Raw genomic sequence first — 18505 nt, 5'->3', positions numbered from 1 at the left:
ATTTGTATGCACTAAAAAGTAATAGAAGATGGTTGTTGAAGAGAAATATATGGCTCGCTGCATCGAGCTTGCGCGGGGAGGAGAAGGCTATACGGCTCCGAACCCGATGGTCGGTGCGGTGATTGTGCATAAAGGAAAGATCATAGGAGAAGGATTTCACCGCAAATGCGGCGAAGCGCATGCAGAAGTGAATGCGATTGCTTCGGTACGGGATGAAGCGCTCCTGCGGGATTCTACTATTTATGTGAGCCTCGAACCCTGTTCCCATTACGGAAAGACGCCGCCCTGTGCGGAATTGATTATAAAGAAAGGTATTCCGCGTGTCGTGGTCGGTACTTTGGACCCGTTTCCGGAGGTGTCGGGACGGGGAATACGCATGCTGCGCGAGGCAGGAATCGAAGTCGTGACAGGAGTGTTGGAAGAAGAGGCGCGTGCCTTGAATTCCGCTTTCATGACATTCCAGATACGGAAACGTCCTTATATCTACCTGAAATGGGCACAGAGCGCAGATGGGTTTATGGATGTCTGTCGGGCGGATGCTTCCGAACCCCCGGTGCTTCTGTCTTCCGCCGAGACTCTCCGAAGGGTTCACCGGCTTCGTTCCGAAGTGGCGGCCATTATGGTCGGGACGCGTACGGCGTTGTTGGACAATCCGTCGCTGACCGTGCGGCATTGGACCGGCCATTCTCCGGTCCGGGTGGTTCTCGACCGGACATTGAAGTTGCCGGTCGGTTCGCATTTGCTGGATGGCACGGTGCGTACGGTCGTATTTACAGCAGTTGAGGCCGAAAGCCGACCGAATGTCGAGTACGTACGAGTCGATTTCGGGCAGGAAGTCTTGCCGCAAGTCTTACAATATTTATATGTACAGAAATTGAATTCGTTGATGGTTGAAGGAGGCGCAGAACTGTTGGAAAGTTTCCTCGACGCAGGCTTGTGGGACGAGGTCTGGGTTGAAACGGCTCCGATCGCTTTGGGTGCGGGGGTAAAAGCACCTGTCGTATCGGGTGTGCTGGTTGGCTCGGAACAACGACGCGGACATCTGTTGGAAACTTGGAAACGAAAGGTTTAAAATGAACTTTATAATTCGTAACGACACTAAAATATTATAAATATTCCCCTATATGAGGTATAAAGCAAAAAATGTTTCTACTTTTGTGCCTTTATATGCAACAAACTTATTTTTTGATGAAAAATAGAATAGTACTGTTTATAGCCGGATGTTGTGCTCTGTTATTGTCGTCTTGTCTGGGTTCGGATGATACGCAATATGAGCTGAGTAGAGATTGTCAGATTCTATCTTTTTCTTTGTCGAGTGATTCTATCCCGGAACTTGAGGATGTCGTTTTTACGATAGACCAGTTAACCGGGCGTATCTTCAATATAGATTCCATGCCCTATGGGACGAAGTTGGATGAAAAGGTGATCTGTAAAGTTCAGCTGGCTTCGACGGTATATACCTGTCAGGTCATGCAGGAAGCGGTCGGTGATACGATTTATTGGAATCTGGAAGACTCGCTGGACTTTTCCAAACCGGTTAAATTCGTGAACACATTATGGGACGGTGAAACCACAAAAGCATACCTCGCACAAGTCAATATCCACCAGGTCGTACCCGATTCGATGGTTTGGAACATTTACAAAGAAGATATTACGGACGGTGCTGTCAAAGAAGAAAAAGTCGTTGTTTTCGGAGAAGGGAATGACGAGTCTTATTATATGTATACGCAGCCTGTAAACGCAAGCGAAGGCTACCAGTTGTACCGTTCGGCTGTTACGGACGGTCGGAACTGGACGAAGCTGGCTGTGTCGGGCCTTCCTGCCGGAGAAATCCGTTTGTCCCAGATTACCGCTTATGAAGATGCGTTTTATGCCGTTACGACGAAAGGCGTTCTCTATAGTTCGGCCGATGGCCAGAATTGGTCGGCTGTTGAAAACACTCCGGTGATAAAAGCCCTTTTAGGCGTTATCGATGTGGACGATGACTTTACGGCAGCCGGCAAGCAACCGTCAGCCCTTAGCGCGGTTATCGACAAGGATGGCACGCTCGTTTACGGATATATGAACGAAGCAAAAGAATGGAACGAAGGCACTCTCCTGAATGAAGGTTTCCCTTTGATCGGTTTCGGTAGCCTTTCCTATAATTCAATGTATCGTGCCCGCCTGCTGGTGGTAGCCGGAAGAGACAAGGATGACAGACTCACGAATACGGCTTGGTCGACGGAGAACGGAAAAGTCTGGGCGAAACTGACAGACGATGAAGCTGCACCTTTTGATAAGCAGGAAGGTGTCGCCGTAGCGGAATATGACGATAAAATGTTTCTGTTGAGTGGCATCGATGAAGCAGGCAAAGCCTCTTCAGACATTTACCTGTCGCGTGACGGCGGCGTAAACTGGAGCGTCTCGGACACGTTGGTCGTAATGCCACCGGAATTCAAGGCAAGAGGGTTCTCTTCTATCTATGTGGATAAGGATAATTATATGTATCTTTTCGGCGGAAAAGAGACCAATAGTTCGAATGTTTTGAACCAAATCTGGCGCGGTCGTATTAACCGTCTGGGTTTTTAAGCATAAAGAAAGTTCGTGGAGGGGCATATAATTTTATGAGCGATTCGGCGTTAGAAAAGAAAGTATAGATTATAACAGAAAACGATTATGACTTCAACTTTCTTTCAGCGCATACTCATATTAGTCCTTTTGACCGGCTGTATGACCGGTCTTCACGCACAAGAATATAAATACGAGATCGGAGGAATGGCGGGCGGAGCCTTTTATATGGGCGATGTCAACAAGAATGCATTTTTTAAGGGATTGAATCCCGCGTTCGGAGCTGTTTTCCGGTATAATGCCAATTTCAGGTGGGCTTTCAAAGGCAACTTGATGTGGGGGCAGGTTTCAGGCACGACGGAAGGACAGGAGAATGTTTTCCCGGATCAGGCACAAGGCTCTTTCGACAGGAGCCTGATCGAACTGGGCGGACAAATGGAGTTCAACTTCTTTCCGTATAGTGACAAATTTGCGTATTCAAACGCAAAACGTTTCACTCCCTATATTTTTATGGGATTGGGTGTGACGGTGGCGCCGGGTAGCGGGAAGACTTTTGCCGGTCCGAATATCCCGCTCGGTGTGGGTTTGAAATACAAGGTTAAGAATAGGATTAACCTGGGATGCGAGTTCTCGTTCCGCAAACTGTTTGGCGACGGTCTGGACGTGACGGACGATAGCAATGCGTTTCTGGATGATCCCTACCATATGAAAGGTAGTTTCTTGAAGAATAAAGATTGGTATTCTTTTTTGTTGTTCACGGTCACCTGGGATTTCGGTCCGCGATGCAGGACTTGCAACAACGCGAAGAATATAGATAATATACAGTAATTATAGATGAAAACACTATGTCGCTGATTGAACAAATAGATAAAAAACGATTGCCGCAGCACGTGGCGATTATAATGGACGGCAACGGACGCTGGGCCAAAGCGCGGGGAAAAGACCGAAGCTACGGGCATCAGGAGGGCGTTGTGTCTGTCCGTAAAGTCGTGGAAGCTGCTACAGCCGTGGGTTTGAAATATCTGACGATGTACACGTTTTCGACGGAAAACTGGAATCGTCCGGAAGCGGAGGTTCAGGCGTTGATGAGTCTGCTGGTTGCAGCCATCCATCGCGAAACACCCGACCTGATGAAAAATAATGTCCGTCTGATGGCGATCGGCAATCTGGACCGTTTGCCGGCAGATGCATACGCCACCCTGCAGGATTGTATCGCACAGACTTCGGCCAATACGGGCGTTACGCTCATATTGGCTTTGAGTTATTCGGCCCGTTGGGAAATAACCGAAGCTGTGAAACGCCTGGCCAAGGAGGCGGTGGAGAAGAAAATAAACCCCAACGATATAACCGAGGCTGTCGTCTCGGATCACCTGACAACCAAAGGTATTCCCGATCCGGATTTGTTGATCCGTACCGGGGGAGAGCAACGCGTCAGCAACTTCCTGCTTTGGCAGTTGTCGTATGCCGAATTCTTCTTTACCGATGTGTATTGGCCGGATTTTAGAGAAGAAGAGTTGTATGGAGCTATATTGTATTACCAGCAGCGTGAACGGCGCTTCGGTAAGACAAGTGAGCAATTAATCTTATAAACAATAGCTGTTATATGTACAAAAGAATAGTGCTGTTTTTTGTTTTTCTGGGATTTGCCTTCGGGGCTTTTGCTCAGGAAACTGACACTACCAAGGTTGAAGAGCCGGCAGAAGTGCCGGTCATATCCTATTCGTCACCACCCAAGAAGTATAAAATTGCGGATATCAAGGTGACAGGGATTAAGAATTATGATGATTTCGTGTTAATAGGCTTTTCCGGTTTGTCGGTAGGAGATGAGATTACTATACCTGAGCCGGGCGGAGCGATTACAGATGCTGTAAAACGTTTCTGGAAACATGGACTATTCTCGGATGTAAAGATTCTGGCGACTAAAATCGAAGGGGATCAGGTTTGGTTGGAAATCCGGCTGAAGCAGCGTCCGCGTATTTCGGAAGTCAACTATCATGGCATCAAGAAAGGGGAACGTGAGGAACTGGAGACACGTTTGGGGCTGCGCAAAGGATATCAGGTGACACCTAACCTGATCGACCGTGCGACGACGCTGATCAAGAAGTTTTTCGATGGAAAAGGCTTTAAGAATGTGGATGTCGCGATCCACCAGAAAGACGACATCGCGCATGAAGGCGAAGTGATCGTGGACATCGACATCGATAAGAACGAAAAAACAAAAATCCACAAGATCCATTTCGAAGGGAACAGTGCGTTGTCTGACCGCGACTTGAAAAAGGCGATGAAGAAGACAAACGAAAAGTTCAGCCTGTATAACGACTGGAAGAGCAGTATCCTGGAAGCATTCAGTACGAAGAAATTCACGACTGAAGAATATGAAAACGATAAGAAACACATTATCGAGAAATATAACGAGAAAGGGTATCGCGATGCCGTCCTTGTGGAAGACAGTGTAGTGAACTACAATGATAAACGTGTGGATATCTTCCTGAAGGTCGAAGAAGGCGACAAATATTACTTGAAAGATATCAACTTTGTCGGTAATACGAAAGAACCGACCGAGAAGCTCTTGTATATTTTGGGCATGAAGCCGGGAGACGTATATAACCAGAAGAAACTGAATGAGCGTTTGACAACAGATGATGACGCCGTTTCCAATATCTATTATAATAATGGTTACATCTTCTTCGGAGCCGATCCGGTAGAGGTGAATGTCGAAAACGACTCCATCTCTTTGGAAATCCGTATACAGGAAGGCCCGCAGGCTACAATCAACAGGGTGATCATTAACGGTAACGACCGTTTGTATGAAGATATCGTCCGTCGTGAACTCCGTACGAAGCCGGGTATGTTGTTCAGCCGTGAAGACTTGATGCGTTCAACCCGTGAAATCGCGCAGATGGGACATTTCGACCCGGAAAACCTGGTACCGCAACCGATACCCGATCCTGATAACGGAACGGTGGATATCCAGTACAACCTCGTGTCCAAGGCAAACGACCAGATCGAGTTCTCTGCCGGTTGGGGACAAACAGGTGTGATCGGTAAGCTGAGTTTGAAGTTTACGAACTTCTCCATGAAGAACCTGCTGAACCCGAGTACCTATAAAGGTATTATCCCGCAGGGCGAAGGACAGACGTTGACGCTGAGCGGCCAGACAAACGGACGTTATTACCAGGCATACAGCATTTCGTTTATGGACCCGTGGTTCGGTGGTAAACGACCGAATACATTGTCCGTGAGCGCTTATTTCTCCAAACAGACGGATATCAGTAGTAATTACCTGAGTAATAACAGCTATGGCTATAATCCGTACTACAGCTATGGTGGCTATCCTTATTATGGCGGCTACGGCGGTTATGGCTACGGTTATGGCGGTTACGGTTATGGCAATTACGGCAACTATGAGTTGGCCTACGACCCGGATAAATCAATCATGATGTTCGGACTTTCTGCCGGTTACGGTAAACGTTTGAACTGGCCGGATGACTACTTCCAGTTTATGGCGACTTTGAACTACCAGTTGTATATGATGAAAGACTGGGATTACTTCTTGGTAAATAACGGAAACTGCCATAACATCAACTTAGAATTGAACCTGCAGCGTAACTCTATCGACAACCCGCTGTACACACGTAGAGGTTCACAGTTCATGTTCTCGGTAGCCGCCACTCCGCCTTGGTCATTGTGGGACGGCAAGGACTACAAGAATATGAGCGACCAGGACGAAGCCAAGTTCCGCATGATCGAATATCATAAATGGAAATTCAAAGCGAAGATATTCTCTCCGCTGGCTCCGCTGACAGTGAAACGCACACCGGTGTTGATGTCGCGTGTCGAATATGGATTCTTGGGTTCATACAACAAGTATAAGAAATCGCCGTTTGAAACCTTCTATATGGGTGGCGACGGTATGAGTGGATACTCCAGTACCTATGCAACCGAAACGATCGGTTTGAGAGGATACGAAAACGGAAGTATCGCCGGTAACGGAGGCTACAATTCGTATGGTTATGCTTACTCCCGCCTGTCGATGGAGTTGCGCTATCCGTTCTTGCTGGAACCGTCTTCAACGATCTACGGCCTGGTATTCGTAGAAGCAGGTAATGCCTGGAGAGATCTGAAGGATTTCAATCCGTTCCAGTTGAAACGTTCTGCCGGTGTCGGTGTTCGTATCTTCCTCCCGATGATCGGTTTGATGGGTATCGACTGGGCTTACGGTTTCGACCGTCCTGACGGAAGCTCCCAGAGAGGCGGTAGCAATTTCCACTTCATCATCGGACAGGAATTTTAAGTAAAACTATAAAATGACATGTGTATGAAAAAGATTATTGCTTTGAGCTGTCTGCTGTTCCTCTGCTCGTTTGCAGGGCACGCACAAAAGTTTGCTTTAATAGATATGGAATATATATTGAAAAATATTCCGGCTTATGAAATGACGAATGAACAGTTGAACCAAATCTCCAAAAAATGGCAGAACGAAGTGGATGCCATCCAGCAGGAAGCGCAGAACATGTACAAGACTTACCAGAGCGATCTTGTATTCCTGTCTGCCGAGATGAAGTCGAAACGTGAAGAAGCGATCGTCCAGAAAGAGCAGGAAGCCCAAGACCTGAAGCGTAAGTATTTCGGTCCCGAAGGCGAACTGTTCAAGAAACGTGCAAGTTTGATGAATCCGATACAGGATGAAATATACAATGCCGTGAAGGAAATATCCGAAGATAAAGGCTATCAGATGGTCATGGATCGGGCATCGTCGAGGAATATCATTTTTGCTTCTCCCAAGATCGATATAAGCGATGAAGTCCTGATAAAGTTAGGATATTCAAAATAAATGCTTATATTTGTGCGCTTTAATAAGGCAAGTCAAGAATATGATTAATAACAAGTAATAATTTTTATAGAAAAATGAAGAAACTGATTATTTTTTTGTTGATGATGCTCCCGTTGGGCGTTTTTGCTCAAGAATCTAAGATTGCGATTGTGAATACGCAGGATGTGATCCAGGCTATGCCGGAATTTGCAACTATGCAAAAACAGATGGCTGATATGGAAACCAAATATAAAAACGAAATGCAGGTGATGCAGGACGAATACAATAAGAAGTATTCCGATTTTATCGCACAACAGGATTCGTTGACGGAAAATATCAAAATGAGAAGAATGCAGGAATTGCAGGATATGGAACAACGTACACAGAACTTCATCCAGATTTCCCAACAGGATTTCCAGAAGAAGCAAGGTGAACTGTTCACTCCGATCCAGGACAAACTGAGAAATGCAATCAAAGCTGTCGGTGACGAAAAAGGATATACCTATATCCTGGATCCGCAGATTGTTCTTTATCAGGGTAACGCTGCAGTTGATGCGACTCCGTTTGTAAAAGCTAAGTTGGGTATCAACTAATAATTAGCAATCATAAAATAGCGAGGAAGCCTTTTCTCGCTATTCTATTTTTAGGCACGGATTACACGGACTCTCACGGATTTTCTTCCCGTGTTTCCCGTATGATCCGTGCCTGAATTATAAATTAAAAACTTCTTCCATGTTTTCATCAGCACCAGGCCCGATCGGTATCTTCGACTCCGGTTACGGAGGGCTTACCATTTTTGATAAGATCAGAGAAGCAATGCCGGGATATGATTATATTTATTTGGGAGATAATGCCCGTTCTCCTTATGGCACGCGTTCGTTCGAGGTCGTGTATCGTTTTACAAGGCAGGCCGTGGAGACGCTTTTCAATGAGGGGTGCCAGCTCGTTATCCTGGCTTGCAACACAGCGTCGGCAAAGGCTTTGCGCACGATTCAGCAGCGCGACTTGCCGCAGTGGGACCCGGCCCGCCGGGTGTTGGGCGTAATCCGTCCGACGGTGGAACTGATGGATAAGATCAGCAAGAGCAAGCATGTCGGTATTTTGGGGACGAACGGAACCATCACCTCCGGCTCCTATTCATTGGAGATAAAGAAGATGTTTCCGCATATGACGGTAACGGGCGAAGCCTGTCCGATGTGGGTCCCGCTGGTCGAGAATAATGAATTTGCTTCGCCTGGAGCGGATTATTTCGTACGGAAGCATCTGGAACATATTCTGGCAACCGATCCTGAGATCGATACGCTCGTCTTGGGTTGCACGCATTATCCGCTGCTGATCGAAAAGATCAAAACATGCTTGCCCGCAGGGATCACTTTATTCTCGCAAGGCGAATATGTGGCAGCAAGCCTGGTCGACTACCTGCACCGCCATCCCGAAATGGATGCCCGTTTGACAAAGCAGGGGAGTTGTCGTTTCCTGACCACCGAATCCGCCGCCAAATTCTCCGATGCCGCCTCTGTCTTCCTGAGCCATCCGGTGGAGGTGGAACAAATTTCGATTGATTGAAAGCAAAGGGGCAAATCCTTCCTCTTAAACAATATCCTTTCCGAACGGCGTGAGAGCCAGTGCGGCCATCTTGAAATGCTGTCTGCCGAAAGGAATGCCGATAATCGTGATGCACAACAGCAACCCGAAAAACAGGTGTGTCAGGCAGATCCAAAAACCACCTATGCAGATCCAGATCACATTCATGACCAGACACAGGCAACCACCTGAATTGCCGTTGTCCGTCACCCGGCTGCCGAAAGGCCAGAGGGCCAGCATCCCTAATTTCAATGTCTGCAACCCGAAGGGGATGCCGATTATCGTAACCATCAGCAGCAAGCTGGATATCAGATATTCCACAGCAGTAATCAATCCGCCGCAGATAAGCCAAATGATATTTCCCAAAAACTTCATAGCGTCAATATTATAAATTGTTTTTTATTCTCATGCTGTCCAATTCCGCCAACACCGTCCGCTTCACGATTGCGAAACTGTCGCGCAGTTCCTGTTTGACCGGTAGCGAAGGCGGAGCTTCCATGTGCTGCGGATTGATCGGCTGCCCGTTCTTGTAGACCCGGAAATCGAGGTGAGGCCCTGTCGAGAGGCCCGTCGAGCCAACGTAGCCGATTACCTGTCCCTGCTCGACATGGCTGCCGACTTGTATGCCTTTGGCATACTTGCTCAGGTGCATGTAGGAAGTCGTATATACGGAGTTGTGTTTCACTTTCAGCGTATGTCCTCCGCCGCCCATATAGCCTTTGGCGATGACAGTACCGGCTCCGATGCTCTTGACCTCCGTCCCGACGGGGGCTGCGTAGTCCACTCCGTGATGTGCCCGATAGCGTTTCAGGATCGGATGGAAGCGGGCGTTTGTGAAACGCGAGGTGATACGGAAGAAATCCAGCGGAGCTTTCCGGAAGGCCTTTCGAAGGCTGTTTCCTTCGAGGTCGAAATATTCTAAAACGCTATCCTGGGTGAATGGTATGGCTGTGAAATCTTTCCCCTGATGCGTGAAGACGGCTCCCTCGATGGTGGTGATATTCAGGGCTGTCGTGTCGTCTATATAGGCAACGTCATACAGGACCCGGAACGAATCTCCTTCCTTCACATCGAAAAAGTCGATCTGCCAGGTATATACATCCGAAATCTTGATCGCCAACAACGGATCCGCCCCGCTTGCCTTGATCACGTTCCAAAGAGAAGAATTGATTGTGCCTTCCGTGTAATGGCGTTTGATGGTAATAGGCTTGTTGAATTCGTAGGCCAGGATCGAATCGCCTGTCAGGTCGATGACGGCATAGTCGACCAGCGATTTTGCAAAAGCGATATAACGGATATCGGCTACACTGTCCTGGGTTGTAAACGTATAATAGTTCATGCCCGCGCGAAGTTTGGTCGGGTTCAGGACGTCGATGGAGGCTTTCGTGATGCTGTCCGCTTTCAAAGCGGAGAAGCCGAGGGCGGAAAAAATGGAGGCGGGGTTATCGCCGTTTTTCATCTTGTATTCCGTCACGTCCAACGAGTCGATGCAAACACCGTATTGATATACGTGTTGCAGACTGTCCAGCCATTCACTGTCAACTCCTTCTTCTTCGTCGGGTTGCTGCCTCGTATGTGTGCAGGAAAAGCAGGTAAGCAATCCTGCAAATAACAAATATAGGACGATGTTCTTATTCATATTCCGGTTTCTGATTCTTTTGTTTTTCCAATTTGTCGACACGTTTTTTTTTGAAGTTTTTTTACGTTGCAACAAATATACGAAATTAATCAGAAAGCATTCTTGATCGGCTAAATCCTTAACAGATATGATTGCTTTTCAAAACACCTATGTTTCGCTTTCAAAACACCTATGTTTTGCTTTGAAAGCATATATGTTTTAATTGCAAGACATAATTCCTTCACCGTATGGTTGAGCTTGCTTTATCAGGACTTGTTTATTAAGGTGTGTTAAATAAGATGTGTGTTGGGAACTTTTTGCCGTAATTTGACATCTTATCAATACGAGTGATAATTATAAATGAAAGTAAAAGATGAAAAAGGCTATTTTGACACTTTTGATGGTTCCTGCTTTTGTCGGGATGTTGTGTTCTTGCTCTGAAGTCAAAACGGATGCAAAGAAGTTGGAAGGTAAATGGAATATTGTGGAAGTAAAAGGAGAAAAAATACTGAAGGAAGGTTTGCCCAATATGGAGTTTGATCTGAAAGATAACAAAGTCCACGGTAATGCCGGATGTAATATCTTTAATTCGACGGTCGTGTTGGACGACCAGGATATTTCTTCCATTACAATCAATCCCGGTATCACGACCATGATGGCTTGCCCGGATATGGAAATGGAGGATGCGATCCTGAAAGCGATGGAAGACGTGAAAGGCGTGAAGGCCGGCCAGTCTGAAAATGAAATGTTGCTGGTCGATGCTAACGGGAATGTTTTGTTGGTTCTGTCGAAAAACTAATTGAGCGGAAATGAAGAAGTACATATATCTTTGCCTTGTTGTCTTGAGCTTCGGTATCTTTGTTTCCTGTAAGACAAAAAAGGCGGTGGAAGCGGCTTTCTCTGATTTGGACGGCAGTTGGAATATTGTCGAGTTGAACGGTAAGACGTTGAACCCGACCGAGACGAACCAGGTTATCGAGTTTGATGTGGCTCGCCATACTCTTTCAGGAAAAGCCGGATGTAACCGGATGATGGGGCAGATCGAGTATAGCGATTCTCATAAGAACATCATTAAATTCCCCCAGGTTGCGACAACGCGTATGGCTTGTCCGGATATGAGCGGCGAGCGTGAGTTGTTGCTGGCTTTGGACAAGGTTGTACGCTTTGAAGCGGAAGGAGATGCGAAACCTGTCAATAAGATTGCTTTGTATGGCACGGACAACACCAAGCTGATGGTAATCGAAAAGAAGTAATTTTTATTGTGAAATGATTGAAAGGCGGTTCCGGTTGACGGGCCGCCTTTTTTATTTCGCCTTGATCAAAGTTTGCTGAAAGCAAAAAGAGACACGTACGGTGTTAACGATAATCGGGATATAGCAAGTATTTCTTTCTGATTTTTTTATATTCGTTCAATGCCGGTTGCCAACTTGCGCGTATCTCTTTCTCCTTTAAGCCGCGGACAATCTGGAAACGCAATTCTTTTGTCCCGGCAAGCAGGTCGAACCATTGCGGGCGGGTGAAGAAAAAGGCTTGGTCGTTTCCGGCTTTGTTGTAGAAATCGAGGAGGAATTTCAGCGTCAATCCGCCGGTAAAGGGATATTCTCTCAAGTCTGTGCCGTAGCATTCCCTGTCTTTATACAGCGGCTTCGTGTCGAATCCGGGCAGCGAGGCGGGCGTAAAGGTGAAATCTCCGTATTTGGGATCGGGGGCTCCCAGTATCTGGAACGGGTAGTAGGTCCCGCGGCCAACGCTGATTTTGGTCCCTTCGAAGAAACAGAGCGAAGGATAGAGGCGTATCGACTGGTCGTTCGGCAGGTTGGGAGAGGGCTTTACCGGTAGCCAGTACGGATCGCCGTGACGCCAGTTCTCCATCTTGACGATATGCAGTTTGCAGGTGTCGGGCGTGCTTTTCAGCCAGCCTTCCTTATTGATCATCCATGCCAGTTCGCCAACCGTCAGGCCATGTAGTATGGGTAACGGATCTACACCGACAAACGATTCGAATCCTTTTTTGCGCACAGGGCCGTCGACGAAGTCGTTCGGGTTGGGACGGTCCAGGACGATAAACTCGACATTGTTTTCGGCACAGGCTTCCATCACATAGTGCATGGTGCTGATGTAGGTATAGAAACGGGCTCCGACATCCTGGATGTCGAATACGATCACGTCCAGGCCGGCCAGTTGCTCGGCTGTCGGTTTCTTGTTTTTCCCGTATAAGGATATGATGGGAACTCCTGTTTTTATATCGCGGCTGTCTTGAACCTCTGCGCCTGCATCGGCCGTCCCGCGGAAACCGTGTTCGGGAGCGAACACTTTCTTTACGTTGACGCCTTCTTCCAGCAAAGCATCCAGCAAATGTTTCTGCTGTTTTTCGAGGATGGAGGTTTGGTTCACGACTAATCCGACCTGTTTGTCTTTCAACAGACGGGTAACGACATCCATACGTTCGGCCCCCAGTTTTAGAGGCTCTTTCTGTGGAGTGACGGCCTGGATCCCGGACATCAAGAACAGGCTTAACAGCCAGAAGGCACACCTGATAACTGTTCTCATAGATTCATTCCTTACTATTTGTTTCTGCAAAAGTAACGATTCTTTTTGTTTATTGCGTATCTTTGTGTCTCAATAAAGCGATTGAATGTTATGAACCCTTTAGATATTATTGCCAAATATTACCCGGTAGGTTCGGAGGCGTACCGGATTTTGGTTATTCATAGTAGAAGTGTGGCTGATAAAGCTTTGGCTATAGCCCGGATGCATCCGGAGATGAATCTTGACCTTTCCTTTATAGAAGAAGCAGCCATGCTGCACGATATCGGTATTTTCCGTTGTAATGCACCCGATATCGATTGCCATGGCGATGCGGAATATATTTGCCACGGTTATCTGGGGGCCGAACTGATGCGGGCGGAAGGCTATCCCCGCCATGCCCGTGTATGCGAACGACATACCGGAACGGGTATCACGCTGGCAATGATCGAAGAACGTAATCTGCCTCTTCCGCACCGAGACTTTATGCCCGAAACACTGGAAGAACAACTGATTTGTTTCGCCGACAAATTTTACAGCAAAACGAAGCTGGACAAAGAAAAATCTGTCGAAAAGGTAAAACTGAGTCTTTCCAAGTATGGAAGCGAAACAGTCGAACGGTTTGATAACTGGTGTAAACTCTTTTTAGGGGAATAAAAAAGGATTGACTCGCTAAATTGTTATACATTTGCCCGCTGTAACACACTGCAAATAACGACGGAATGTTTTTGAAATACAAATGCCTGATTATTTTGTTGCTTTTCCTCACAGGAAACATGATGACTGAGGCGCAGGAACTTATTGCCCCGACCGATACCGTGATGGCCGTTGTGGGTGATACGCTCGTCCCCGCCGGACAGGATAGTGTGCTTGCGTTGGACAGCGTACCGAAGAAGCAGACAGGGTTGGACGCTCCGGTTACCTACCAGGCGAAAGACTCCATCATCATGACTGGGGCGAACTGGGCTTACCTGTTCGGGGAAAGCGATGTGAAATATCAACAGATCGAACTTCAGTCCGAGAAAATCGAGATGAATATGGACAGCAGCTTGGTGTATGCCACTTTCGGCCTCGACTCGATCGGGGAGGAATTCGGCTATCCTCTTTTCAAAGATGGCGACCAGCAGTATGAGTCCAAGACGATGCGCTATAACTTCGGCACGAAAAAAGGATACATTACGGATGTGATCACGCAACAAGGCGAAGGCTACGTGACGGCCGGCCGTACTAAAAAGATGGACAACGATGTCTTGAATATGGTGGGTGGACGGTATACGACTTGCGATGAGCACGATCATCCCCACTTCTATATCCAGATGACAAAAGCGAAAGTCCGTCCGAAGAAAAATATCGTGACGGGACCTGTCTATATGGTGTTTGAAGATGTCCCGCTTTATCCGATCGGCCTGCCTTTCTGTTTCTTCCCGTTCTCGAGTACTTATTCTTCGGGGATTATCATGCCTACTTTCGGGGATGAAAGTTCGCGTGGTTTCTATCTGCGCGACGGCGGGTATTATTTTGCGTTGAGCGATTATATGGACCTGGCTCTGACCGGTGAAATCTATACGAAAGGATCTTGGGGATTGTCGGCCCGTTCTTCTTACCGGAAACGGTATAAGTTTTCGGGTAGTTTCAATGCCTCTTATCTTGTCACCCGTTTGGGCGACAAGGGGCTTCCCGACTATAGCTTGTCTAAGGACTTCAAACTGAACTGGACACACTCGCAGGACCCGAAGGCTAATCCCTACCGGACATTCTCGGCAAGCGTGAACTTCGCGACCAGCAGTTATGACCGTAACAACCTGAACAGTTTCTATCCTGGCTCGCAGGGGTTTGCGGATGCGAACCAGAATACCAAAGGGTCCAGTATCAGTATAACGCAGCGTTTCCCGAATAACCCGTTCAGCCTTTCGGCCACCATGAATGTGAACCAGCGTTCGAAAGACTCGACGATATCGTTGACGTTGCCTGATATTACGATTACGATGAGCCGTATCTTCCCGTTCAAGCGGAAGAAAGCGGTAGGCAAGGAGCGGTGGTATGAGAAGATTTCCATGAGTTACAACGGTTACCTGCGTAACAGCATCGATACGAAAGAAGACAAACTGTTCAAGTCGAGCCTGGTGAAGGATTGGCGGAATGCCATGCAGCACCAGATTCCGGTGAGTGCGACTTTCTCTTTGTTCAAGTATCTGAATATCTCGCCGTCGTTCAACTATACCGAACGTTGGTACACCAATAAGGTGGAAAAAGCATACGATATGCAGAAGAAGCAGGTGGTTGCACGTGATACGACTTATGGTTTCTACCGCGTATTCGATTACAGCACGTCGGTTTCTGCTTCCACCACGCTGTATGGTTTCTATAAACCGTTGCCGTTCTTGGGCGATAAGATCAAAATGATCCGCCATCGTTTCGAACCTTCGGTAACCTTGAGCTATACGCCAGACTTTGGCGCTTCCAAATATGGCTTCTGGAAAGATCTTATGTATGAAGATCAATATGGACAGATGCAGTATGCCACTTACTCGCCGTTTGAAAGCGGTATGTTCGGGACGGCCCCTAACGGGAAGTCGGGGAGTCTGAGTTTTCAGTTGGATAACAACCTTGAGATGAAGATCAAATCGGATCGCGATTCGACGGGAGAACGCAAGATCAGCCTGATCGATAAGTTGTCGTTGGGTATGAGCTATAATATGGCGGCCGATTCGTTCAAGTGGAGTGACTTGAGCGTAGGCTTGCGTCTCAAGTTCTCGAAGAGCTATACGTTGAACCTGAACGGTACGTTCGATACTTATACCTATGGCTACGATGAAGCGACGAAGAGTGTTCGCCGGTTGGATATTCCGCGTTGGCAGGCCGGTAAGGGATTAGGCCGTTTGCGGCAGACAGGTACGAGCTTCTCCTATACATTCAATAATGATACGTTCGGCAAATGGTTCGGCAAGAAAGGAAACAACGATGATTCCAATAATCCTCCGGCAGACTCCAATGCATCGAACGATCCGGAATTCGAACAGATATCTCCGGGAGAAGGCGATCAACAAGATAAAACGGAAGGCGGGCGTTTGCGTGGCGCCAAGAAAGAGACGGGTGACTTCGATTCGTATGGCTATATGATCAATAAGGTTCCTTGGAGCCTTTCATTCAGCTATAGCATGCAGCTGCGTTATGGAGACTTTGATCCGAGCAAGCTCGAATATAAGTACAAACTGACACACGCGTTGAGCTTTAACGGAAATCTCCAGCCGACGAAGAACTGGCGTTTTAACTTTAATGCCACTTATGACTTCGATACGCATAAGATATCCTATATGACTTGCAACATAACCCGCGACCTGCATTGCTGGCAAATGACTGCCAGCTTTGTGCCGGTGGGGCCTTATAAGTCCTATACCTTCAATATCGCAGTAAGTTCGTCTTTGCTGAAAGACCTGAAATGGCGCCAGAGCAGCAACTATCGTGACGGGCAGAAGTGGGAGTAATTACCAATCTATAGGTGTCTGTCCGGTTGCGATCAGATAATCGTTTGCTTTGCTGAAATGCTTGTTCCCGAAGAATCCGCGGTAAGCGGAGAGGGGAGACGGGTGGGCCGATTTCAATATCAAGTTGCGGGAGGGATCGATGAAAGCGCCTTTCCGTTGTGCATACGAACCCCACAGAATGTAAACGATGTGGTTTCGTTCTTCGGCCAGGCGATGAATCACGGCATCCGTAAATTCTTCCCATCCTTTATTCTGGTGTGAACCGGCTTGGTGTGCACGGACCGTCAGGGTTGCATTGAGAAGCAGGACACCTTGGTCTGCCCAACGGAGCAGATTGCCGGTTGGCGGAATGGGTTTGCCTAAATCGCTTTCGATTTCTTTGAAGATGTTGACAAGTGACGGGGGGAAAGGTGTCCCGTCTTGAACGGAGAAGCAGAGTCCGTGTGCCTGTCCGGGTTCATGGTAGGGGTCTTGTCCGAGAATGACTACTTTGACCTTATCGAACGGGCAGTGTTCGAACGCGCTGAAGATACAGGGACCGGGAGGATAGATGGTTCTTTGGCGGTATTCTTCTTTGACAAATGTGATCAACCGGCTGAAATAATCCTTTTCAAACTCTGAACTTAATCGTTCTTTCCAGCTCTGTTCTATCTTGACGTCCATAATTGAAAATTGAAAATTAGGAATTGAAAATTATCTTTATCACGCGAATATCAGAAATAATTATCAATAATCCATCCTTAATTTTCAATTTTCAATTATTAATTTTCAATTAAATCAAGTACATGCCGGCTGCACGGGCTTCACGGCGCATTTCTTCCGGCCATATGCTTGCCTGGATTTCCCCGATATGGGCTTTGCGGAGATAAAACATACATAGACGGCTTTGTCCGATACCACCTCCGATGCTTAAAGGCAGTTCGCCGTTCAGCAGGCGTTTATGGAAGTATAGTTCTTTCTTTTCTTCCGCATTGCATATCTTCAACTGGCGGAGCAAGGCTTCTTTATCCACGCGAATACCCATAGAAGAGAGTTCGAGCGAGCGGTTCAGCACTTCGTCCCAAACGAGCAGGTCGCCGTTTAGCCCGACTTGTCCGTTTTCCGCAACAGTCGACCAGTCATCGTAGTCCGGGGCGCGTCCGTCGTGTCTCTCTCCGTTACTTAACTTGCAACCGATGCCGATGATGAAAACGGCTCCGTATTCTTTCGTAATCGCATCTTCCCGCTCTTTAGGTGTGAAGGTCGGGTATTTTTGCAGCAAATCTTCGGAGTGTATGAAATGGATTTGCTGCGGCAATGTCGGGCGGATTTCGGGGAACATCTCATAAACTAAATATTCGGTACGGACCATGGCTGCATAGATGCGGCGTACGATTTCTTTCAGAAAGTCCACATTGCGTTCTTCGACTCCCATGACACGTTCCCAGTCCCACTGGTCGACATATAAAGAATGGAGATTCCCCAACTCTTCATCGGAGCGGATAGCATTCATATCGGTATAGATACCATAATCTTTTTCGATTTTATAATCAGCGAGAGTAAGGCGTTTCCATTTGGCAAGCGAATGGACGATTTCGGCTTTTGCATCGCCTAAATCCTTGATTGGAAACGTGACAGCACGTTCCGTACCGTTCAGATCGTCATTGATCCCCATCCCTTTTAAAACGAACAACGGAGCGGTGACGCGTCGTAACCGTAATTCAGAAGACAGGTTTTGCTGGAAAAAGTCTTTGATCTTTTTGATACCCATCTCGGTCTGCGATAGGTTCAATAAAGCCTTATATCCTGCAGGTTTAATTAAGTAACTCATATATTTGTTTTGTTTTATGTTTATGAATAATGCGTGGCAAAGATACTAATTAATGGCAAAATAACAATTGTGAGCCTTGTTTTATTTGCAAAATGGAAGCAATTTCCGTTAAGAAGCTTTCA

At 47.2% G+C, this 18505-nt stretch carries 17 protein-coding genes; 12 read left to right on the top strand and 5 right to left on the bottom strand.

Annotation, left to right across the window (positions count from 1 at the left end; all coding sequences use genetic code 11):
* Positions 1-28 precede the first annotated feature (28 nt).
* From ribD to murI, 8 genes are all read left to right on the top strand, one after another.
* The gene (gene ribD, locus BQ9893_RS14075; RefSeq protein ID WP_075966609.1) at positions 29-1072 is read left to right on the top strand and encodes a bifunctional diaminohydroxyphosphoribosylaminopyrimidine deaminase/5-amino-6-(5-phosphoribosylamino)uracil reductase RibD; all 1044 of its coding nucleotides are present in this window, start codon (positions 29-31) and stop codon (positions 1070-1072) included.
* 71 nt (positions 1073-1143) lie between these two features.
* Positions 1144-2568 carry a BamI family beta-barrel-assembly machinery protein gene (locus BQ9893_RS14070; RefSeq protein WP_075966608.1) on the top strand — a complete coding sequence of 475 codons (1425 nt, stop codon included), beginning with the start codon at positions 1144-1146 and terminating at the stop codon, positions 2566-2568.
* Positions 2569-2655: 87 nt separating this feature from the next.
* Positions 2656-3375, top strand: a complete 720-nt coding sequence (gene porG / locus BQ9893_RS14065) for a type IX secretion system protein PorG (protein WP_075966607.1) — start codon at positions 2656-2658, stop codon at positions 3373-3375.
* A 17-nt stretch (positions 3376-3392) separates the two neighbouring features.
* A complete protein-coding gene (locus BQ9893_RS14060) occupies positions 3393-4136 on the top strand; it encodes an isoprenyl transferase (RefSeq protein ID WP_075966606.1) in 744 nt (247 codons plus the stop codon).
* A gap of 14 nt (positions 4137-4150) precedes the next feature.
* Entirely contained in the window at positions 4151-6841 is a 2691-nt protein-coding gene (locus BQ9893_RS14055; RefSeq protein WP_075966605.1) for a BamA/OMP85 family outer membrane protein, read from the top strand.
* 24 nt (positions 6842-6865) lie between these two features.
* Entirely contained in the window at positions 6866-7381 is a 516-nt protein-coding gene (locus BQ9893_RS14050) for an OmpH/Skp family outer membrane protein (protein ID WP_075966604.1), read from the top strand.
* Positions 7382-7455: 74 nt separating this feature from the next.
* Positions 7456-7953, top strand: a complete 498-nt coding sequence (locus BQ9893_RS14045) for an OmpH/Skp family outer membrane protein (protein WP_075966603.1) — start codon at positions 7456-7458, stop codon at positions 7951-7953.
* Between the two features lie 139 nt (positions 7954-8092).
* Positions 8093-8926 carry a glutamate racemase gene (gene murI / locus BQ9893_RS14040; RefSeq protein WP_075966602.1) on the top strand — a complete coding sequence of 278 codons (834 nt, stop codon included), beginning with the start codon at positions 8093-8095 and terminating at the stop codon, positions 8924-8926.
* A 24-nt stretch (positions 8927-8950) separates the two neighbouring features.
* Here murI and BQ9893_RS14035 read toward each other — a convergent pair whose 3' ends face one another.
* Both BQ9893_RS14035 and BQ9893_RS14030 read right to left on the bottom strand, forming a co-directional pair.
* On the bottom strand, positions 8951-9319 hold the full coding sequence (locus tag BQ9893_RS14035; RefSeq protein ID WP_075966601.1) for a YccF domain-containing protein: 369 nt from the start codon (positions 9317-9319) through the stop codon (positions 8951-8953).
* A gap of 10 nt (positions 9320-9329) precedes the next feature.
* Entirely contained in the window at positions 9330-10583 is a 1254-nt protein-coding gene (locus tag BQ9893_RS14030; protein WP_075966600.1) for a M23 family metallopeptidase, read from the bottom strand.
* 352 nt (positions 10584-10935) lie between these two features.
* Here BQ9893_RS14030 and BQ9893_RS14025 point away from each other — a divergent pair, with 352 nt between their 5' ends.
* On the top strand, positions 10936-11361 hold the full coding sequence (locus BQ9893_RS14025) for an META domain-containing protein (protein WP_075966599.1): 426 nt from the start codon (positions 10936-10938) through the stop codon (positions 11359-11361).
* Positions 11362-11371: 10 nt separating this feature from the next.
* Positions 11372-11815, top strand: coding sequence for an META domain-containing protein (locus BQ9893_RS14020; protein ID WP_075966598.1), 444 nt, complete (start codon positions 11372-11374; stop codon positions 11813-11815).
* Positions 11816-11918: 103 nt separating this feature from the next.
* On the opposite strand, the gene BQ9893_RS14015 is transcribed toward BQ9893_RS14020, so the two are convergent.
* Positions 11919-13112: an exo-beta-N-acetylmuramidase NamZ family protein gene (locus BQ9893_RS14015; protein ID WP_075966597.1), complete on the bottom strand. Its 1194-nt coding sequence runs from the start codon at positions 13110-13112 to the stop codon at positions 11919-11921.
* A gap of 90 nt (positions 13113-13202) precedes the next feature.
* Between BQ9893_RS14015 and BQ9893_RS14010 the strand changes: the two genes are divergently transcribed.
* Both BQ9893_RS14010 and BQ9893_RS14005 read left to right on the top strand, forming a co-directional pair.
* Positions 13203-13745 (top strand): HD domain-containing protein, encoded by a 543-nt coding sequence (locus tag BQ9893_RS14010; RefSeq protein WP_075966596.1) that lies wholly within the window; start codon positions 13203-13205, stop codon positions 13743-13745.
* A 65-nt stretch (positions 13746-13810) separates the two neighbouring features.
* A complete protein-coding gene (locus BQ9893_RS14005; RefSeq protein WP_075966595.1) occupies positions 13811-16573 on the top strand; it encodes a putative LPS assembly protein LptD in 2763 nt (920 codons plus the stop codon).
* Here the strand turns inward: BQ9893_RS14005 and ung are convergent, their stop codons facing one another.
* Both ung and asnA read right to left on the bottom strand, forming a co-directional pair.
* Entirely contained in the window at positions 16574-17236 is a 663-nt protein-coding gene (ung, locus tag BQ9893_RS14000; protein ID WP_075966594.1) for a uracil-DNA glycosylase, read from the bottom strand.
* Between the two features lie 109 nt (positions 17237-17345).
* On the bottom strand, positions 17346-18383 hold the full coding sequence (gene asnA, locus BQ9893_RS13995) for an aspartate--ammonia ligase (protein ID WP_075966593.1): 1038 nt from the start codon (positions 18381-18383) through the stop codon (positions 17346-17348).
* Between the last annotated feature and the right edge of the window lie 122 nt (positions 18384-18505).

Origin of the sequence: Parabacteroides massiliensis, assembly GCF_900155425.1 — a bacterium.
In the GTDB taxonomy this organism is placed as follows: Bacteria; Bacteroidota; Bacteroidia; order Bacteroidales; family Tannerellaceae; genus Parabacteroides; species Parabacteroides massiliensis.
This window is presented reverse-complemented; position numbering and strand designations above follow the sequence as displayed.

Excerpts from the sequence above, each read along its gene's own strand:
- ribD (WP_075966609.1), top strand. The coding sequence starts at position 29 with ATGGTTGTTGAAGAGAAATATATGGCTCGCTGCATCGAGCTTGCGCGG.
- BQ9893_RS14070 (WP_075966608.1), top strand. The coding sequence starts at position 1,144 with ATGTTTCTACTTTTGTGCCTTTATATGCAACAAACTTATTTTTTGATG.
- porG (WP_075966607.1), top strand. The coding sequence starts at position 2,656 with ATGACTTCAACTTTCTTTCAGCGCATACTCATATTAGTCCTTTTGACC.
- BQ9893_RS14060 (WP_075966606.1), top strand. The coding sequence starts at position 3,393 with ATGTCGCTGATTGAACAAATAGATAAAAAACGATTGCCGCAGCACGTG.
- BQ9893_RS14055 (WP_075966605.1), top strand. The coding sequence starts at position 4,151 with ATGTACAAAAGAATAGTGCTGTTTTTTGTTTTTCTGGGATTTGCCTTC.
- BQ9893_RS14050 (WP_075966604.1), top strand. The coding sequence starts at position 6,866 with ATGAAAAAGATTATTGCTTTGAGCTGTCTGCTGTTCCTCTGCTCGTTT.
- BQ9893_RS14045 (WP_075966603.1), top strand. The coding sequence starts at position 7,456 with ATGAAGAAACTGATTATTTTTTTGTTGATGATGCTCCCGTTGGGCGTT.
- murI (WP_075966602.1), top strand. The coding sequence starts at position 8,093 with ATGTTTTCATCAGCACCAGGCCCGATCGGTATCTTCGACTCCGGTTAC.
- BQ9893_RS14035 (WP_075966601.1), bottom strand. The coding sequence starts at position 9,319 with ATGAAGTTTTTGGGAAATATCATTTGGCTTATCTGCGGCGGATTGATT.
- BQ9893_RS14030 (WP_075966600.1), bottom strand. The coding sequence starts at position 10,583 with ATGAATAAGAACATCGTCCTATATTTGTTATTTGCAGGATTGCTTACC.
- BQ9893_RS14025 (WP_075966599.1), top strand. The coding sequence starts at position 10,936 with ATGAAAAAGGCTATTTTGACACTTTTGATGGTTCCTGCTTTTGTCGGG.
- BQ9893_RS14020 (WP_075966598.1), top strand. The coding sequence starts at position 11,372 with ATGAAGAAGTACATATATCTTTGCCTTGTTGTCTTGAGCTTCGGTATC.
- BQ9893_RS14015 (WP_075966597.1), bottom strand. The coding sequence starts at position 13,112 with ATGAGAACAGTTATCAGGTGTGCCTTCTGGCTGTTAAGCCTGTTCTTG.
- BQ9893_RS14010 (WP_075966596.1), top strand. The coding sequence starts at position 13,203 with ATGAACCCTTTAGATATTATTGCCAAATATTACCCGGTAGGTTCGGAG.
- BQ9893_RS14005 (WP_075966595.1), top strand. The coding sequence starts at position 13,811 with ATGTTTTTGAAATACAAATGCCTGATTATTTTGTTGCTTTTCCTCACA.
- ung (WP_075966594.1), bottom strand. The coding sequence starts at position 17,236 with ATGGACGTCAAGATAGAACAGAGCTGGAAAGAACGATTAAGTTCAGAG.
- asnA (WP_075966593.1), bottom strand. The coding sequence starts at position 18,383 with ATGAGTTACTTAATTAAACCTGCAGGATATAAGGCTTTATTGAACCTA.